Annotated in this window: 3 protein-coding genes; 2 read left to right on the top strand and 1 reads right to left on the bottom strand. The window is 35.7% G+C overall.

Annotated elements, in window-relative coordinates:
• On the bottom strand, window positions 1-1,090 hold a 1,090-nt coding region (locus AB3X49_RS18150), incomplete at its 3' end, for an NAD(P)-dependent alcohol dehydrogenase (RefSeq protein ID WP_367963818.1).
• Window positions 1,091-1,498: 408 nt separating this feature from the next.
• Here AB3X49_RS18150 and AB3X49_RS18155 point away from each other — a divergent pair.
• Together AB3X49_RS18155 and AB3X49_RS18160 are read left to right on the top strand one after the other, a co-directional pair.
• The gene (locus tag AB3X49_RS18155) at window positions 1,499-2,626 is read left to right on the top strand and encodes an alkene reductase (RefSeq protein ID WP_367963822.1); all 1,128 of its coding nucleotides are present in this window, start codon (window positions 1,499-1,501) and stop codon (window positions 2,624-2,626) included.
• Between the two features lie 71 nt (window positions 2,627-2,697).
• The gene (locus AB3X49_RS18160; protein ID WP_002185146.1) at window positions 2,698-4,272 is read left to right on the top strand and encodes an FMN-binding glutamate synthase family protein; all 1,575 of its coding nucleotides are present in this window, start codon (window positions 2,698-2,700) and stop codon (window positions 4,270-4,272) included.
• Window positions 4,273-4,590 lie beyond the last annotated feature (318 nt).

Raw genomic sequence — 4,590 nt, forward strand, 5'->3', positions numbered from 1 at the left:
CCATTATGATAATAGGTTTAATCGTTTTTCCTGTTTTAGAATCTTCAAATGCTTGAGCAATTTCTTCAAAAGAATAGAATTGTACAAACTTATCGAATGGGAATAGTCCTTTTTGATAGAAATTAATTAATTTTGGAATGAATAGTTGCGGTACTGCATCCCCTTCAAATACTCCTTTAATTGTAATAGCTTTTACGACAATTTCATTTGTTACGTTTAAAGTTAAATCCTTTTTACCAACAGCAACAGTTGCCATTGTACCTTTTACTCGTAAGCATTGAATGGATTGCAGTGTAACAGTATTTACGCCAGTTGTTTCAAATGAGTAATTAGCACCACCGTTTGTAATTTCTTTAATTTTGGCAACTGGATCTTCGTTTAAGCTATTAATCGTGTGTGTAGCCCCTAATTCCTTCGCTAATTCTAAACGACTATCATGAATATCAATGGCAATGATTGTAGTACATCCAGCAATTTTAGCTGCCATTAAGCCACTAAGGCCAACAGCACCGGTTCCAAATACAACTAGGCTACTACCTGGTTTTGGCTGTAATGAATTTAGGATCGTACCGCTACCAGTCATAATTCCACAACCAAGTGGTCCTAACAAACGTATATCAACATCTTTTGGTACTTTTACAGCATTATTCTCATTAACAACGGCATGGTATGCGAATGAAGATTGGCCGAAGAATTGAGAAATGTCATTATTGTTAAGATCGTGTATAGGTGTTACATGGCGTTTGTTTTTTCCAGAGAAGTTTAATTCAATCATATTTTCGCAAGCAGCAGCATTACCATCTAAGCAATTTTCACAATGACCACAGTAAGAAAATCCAAGTACAACATGGTCACCAGGTTTAAACGATGTTACATTACTTCCCACTTTTTCTACAATACCAGAACCTTCATGTCCTAAAACAACTGGTTTTGGTGTTGGCATTGTACCGTCTAAAACTGTTGCATCTGTATGACATATACCCGAAGCGATAATTTTTACTAATACTTCATCGTCTTTAATCTCGTCTAAGTATACTTCTTGCATATTAAAATCTTTTTCAGGTGTAGAAACGATAGCTTTTGTTTTCATTGTTATCCTTCTTTCTAAAAATTAAATAAGAAAAAATACTTTCAACTATCTAGGAGTCTTTTATTATTTCCTAAAATTTCGTTGGTATAATTAAAAAACAAATGAATTATTGAAACCTCGTTAGTTTAAGTTTGAACATAGTACATTGGAAACAGGTTCTTTTTGGTTAGTGAATAGTTAAATAATTAATTACCAATATATTCTATAATAATAAAACTAGAAAAAAAGAAAACATCCACTTACTGGACATTAGAATAAACAGTAGATTCCTGAATTTCAGAACCCTTAAAGTTAAAAACGGTTAGTTTTATTATGCGAATATTCCTACGTAAGAGCGTATAAATTGACGTTACTATCTAAAAGTAAGTATGATGCGATTATAGTTAGATTTTTTTAGGGGGAAGAAAAATGACAAGTTCAAATAATAAAGCGGCAAGTATTTATGAAGGAACAAATATAAACGCTTGGGGGTCTTTTGAAAATATTGAAGAAACGAAGTTATTTCATCCGATTCAAATTGGATCTTGGTCTCTTCGTAATCGCATAGCGATGGCACCGATGACGAGATGTTTTGCAAATAATGAGACTGGGGTAGTTGGTACTGATGTAGTAGAGTATTATCAAAAACGTGCTGCTGATGGGATTGGATTAATTATTACAGAAGGAATTGTCATTAGCCCGAGAGCAAAAGGGAATCCGGGAGTACCAGGTATTTATACACAAGCGCAAATGGATTCTTGGAAACCTGTTACAGAGGCAGTACATATAGAAGGCGGAACGATTATTGCTCAAATATGGCATGTTGGACGTATGAGTCATCACGAAATAATTGGTGGTCAAATGCCGCAAGCACCTTCTGCTATTGCTGCGGAGGGGAATGTTCCGCGTTTTCGTAAACCGTTTGATACACCAGAAGCAATGACAATAGAAGAAATAAAAGAAGTTATCGGTCAATATGCACAAGCCGCAAAGAATGCGATAGAAGCTGGATTTGATGGTGTAGAAATTCACGGTGCACACGGATATTTAATTGACCAATTTACTTATGAATTTGCGAATAAGCGTACTGATAAATACGGCGGTGACTTAAAACAAAGGTTAACGTTTATGAAAGAAGTTGTTCAGGCTGTAATTGAAGCAGTTGGAGCTGATAAAACGCTTCTTCGCTTCTCTGCCTTTAAAGGTGATAATCCTACTTATATGTGGGAACATCCTGAACTTGCAATTGAAACGTTTGTAAATATGTTTAAAGAAGTTGGATTAACGATGATTCACCCTTCAACGATGAATTATACGCAAGTTATTGCTGACGGCAAGAATTTTCATCAATTAGTAAGAAAGTATTGGGATAGTACTATCGTAGGAGTAGGTAATTTGAATCCGAAAGAGGCAGAAGAAGCACTGCAAGAAGGAACAATTGATGTAGCGGCGTTCGGAAGACCATTAATCGCTAATCCAGATTTTGTTCAGCGAATTAAAAATGCTGAAAGTTTGGTTGAATATGACGCGAAAGAGCATCTTGCTACGTTAGTGTGAATAAGGATAAAAAGAGAACACATGGAGTGTTCTCTTTTTATTATGGAATTTCATATATAGGGGGAAGCGGAATGAGTGAAGCGCTACTCATTATTATTAGTATATTGCTCTTTTTGATGCTACTTTTAATTGTCTTTTTTATCATTACATTTTTTATTAAAAAACGGACGCATCATTCTATATTAAAACTGCATCCATACTTAGGTAGAATGCGCTATTTACTCGAAAAAATAGGCCCGGAATTTCGGCAATATTGGTTTGATCATGATACTGACGGAAAGCCCTTTTCGCGCTACGATTTTCAAAGTGTTATGTTTCTAGCAAAATACCGTTCTGAAATACTTGGTTTTGGATCAAAACGAGATTTTGAGGAATCTGGCTATTATATTGCTAATACATTATTCCCCACATTAACAGATGAATTAAGTGTGAATCTCACGCAAGAACGTGAGGGGAAAAAATATATGATTCATAAAGAAGGGTTATTTTCAAGAAGAGAAAAATTGACAGCGGATACAACAAACCTTTGGTTGTATGAAGAAGATGATGCAATTATAGTCGGAGAAAATCGTAAATATCCATGGAAACTGTATGGGATGTTTGGAGCGTCAGCGACATCTTACGGTGCGATTGGAGAAAATTATATTTTATCAGCTGGGTTTGGTGCAAAAATGGCAGGTGGTTCGTGGATTAATACTGGGGAAGGGGGCGTCATTCCAGAACATTTACATACGGGTGCAAATATCATTGCCCAAATCGGTCCGGGATTATTTGGATACCGTGACGAGGACGGGAATTTTTCGATGAAGGAATTTATGGAGAAGGCGAAAGAAAGTAATATTAAAGCGTTTGAATTGAAATTTGGGCAAGGAGCAAAAATACGTGGTGGTCATTTAGAAGGACAGAAGGTAAATGAGAAAATCGCTTCCGTTCGGAAAGTACGAGAAGGAGAAACGATTAATTCGCCAAATCGTTTTTCATTTATTAGTAGTGCCGCAGAGGCTTTATATTTTATTCAAGATTTACAAGAAAACGGTGGTAAACCAGTGGGCATGAAAATTGTAATTGGTCAACAGAAGCCTTTGGAAGATTTATTAAAAGCAATGAAAGAATTAAACATCTATCCAGATTTTATTACAATCGACGGTTCAGAAGGTGGATCAGGGGCAACATATAAATCGATGGCAGATAGTATGGGGCTTCCGCTTATACCGGCATTACTTACATTTATTGATACAGCAAATCATTACGGTGTCAGGGATAAATTAAAGGTGTTTGCCTCCGGGAAATTAATCACGCCAGATAAAGTGGCGATTGCTTTAGCTATCGGTGCAGATGCCGTAAATTCAGCACGCGGATTTATGATGGCAAGCGGTTGTATTATGGCACTTCAATGTAATTCAGGGCAATGCCCATCGGGGGTTGCAACTACGAATCCACACTACCAAAAAGCATTAGATCCGTATGAGAAAAAATGGCGAGTAATGAACTATGTTATTAGTATGAGATATAGTTTGTTTTCATTAGCGGCAGCAGCAGGGGTAAAGAGCCCGCGCCATTTAACGAGAGAGCATATTGTGTTTAAAGATGAGATGGGGAAAGTAGTTCCACTTTCGGAATTGTTTCCTTCCGTAATTGGGAAGTAAATATGTAGCTGAACAAAAAATAATCAAAAAAGTCATACATTTGTATGGCTTTTTGGTTATGGGAAAAGTAGAAATTTATTACATGAATGTTCCCGCTTTTCGGTTGCTCTTTTTCAAACAAATTATTTGATGGAGGTGAGTTATCAGCATATTGTTTTTGATGAAAAAATGAAAAGATATCTGCATTGACAATAAAAACTAATTAGACTATAATAAATCTCGAATTCAAGATATTTTTTGAAGGATAGTCAAAATCATAAAATCAATATTTAAAATATAATCATAAGAACTGTAGTTTTTTTGTGAATTATCTCGAAT

It is taken from the genome of Bacillus sp. C30, assembly GCF_040838255.1.
GTDB lineage: Bacteria > Bacillota > Bacilli > Bacillales > Bacillaceae_G > Bacillus_A > Bacillus_A mycoides.

What these genes read in the sequence shown, in the direction of transcription:
- AB3X49_RS18155 (WP_367963822.1), top strand. Translation starts at nt 1,499, where the DNA reads ATGACAAGTTCAAATAATAAAGCGGCAAGTATTTATGAAGGAACAAAT.
- AB3X49_RS18160 (WP_002185146.1), top strand. Translation starts at nt 2,698, where the DNA reads ATGAGTGAAGCGCTACTCATTATTATTAGTATATTGCTCTTTTTGATG.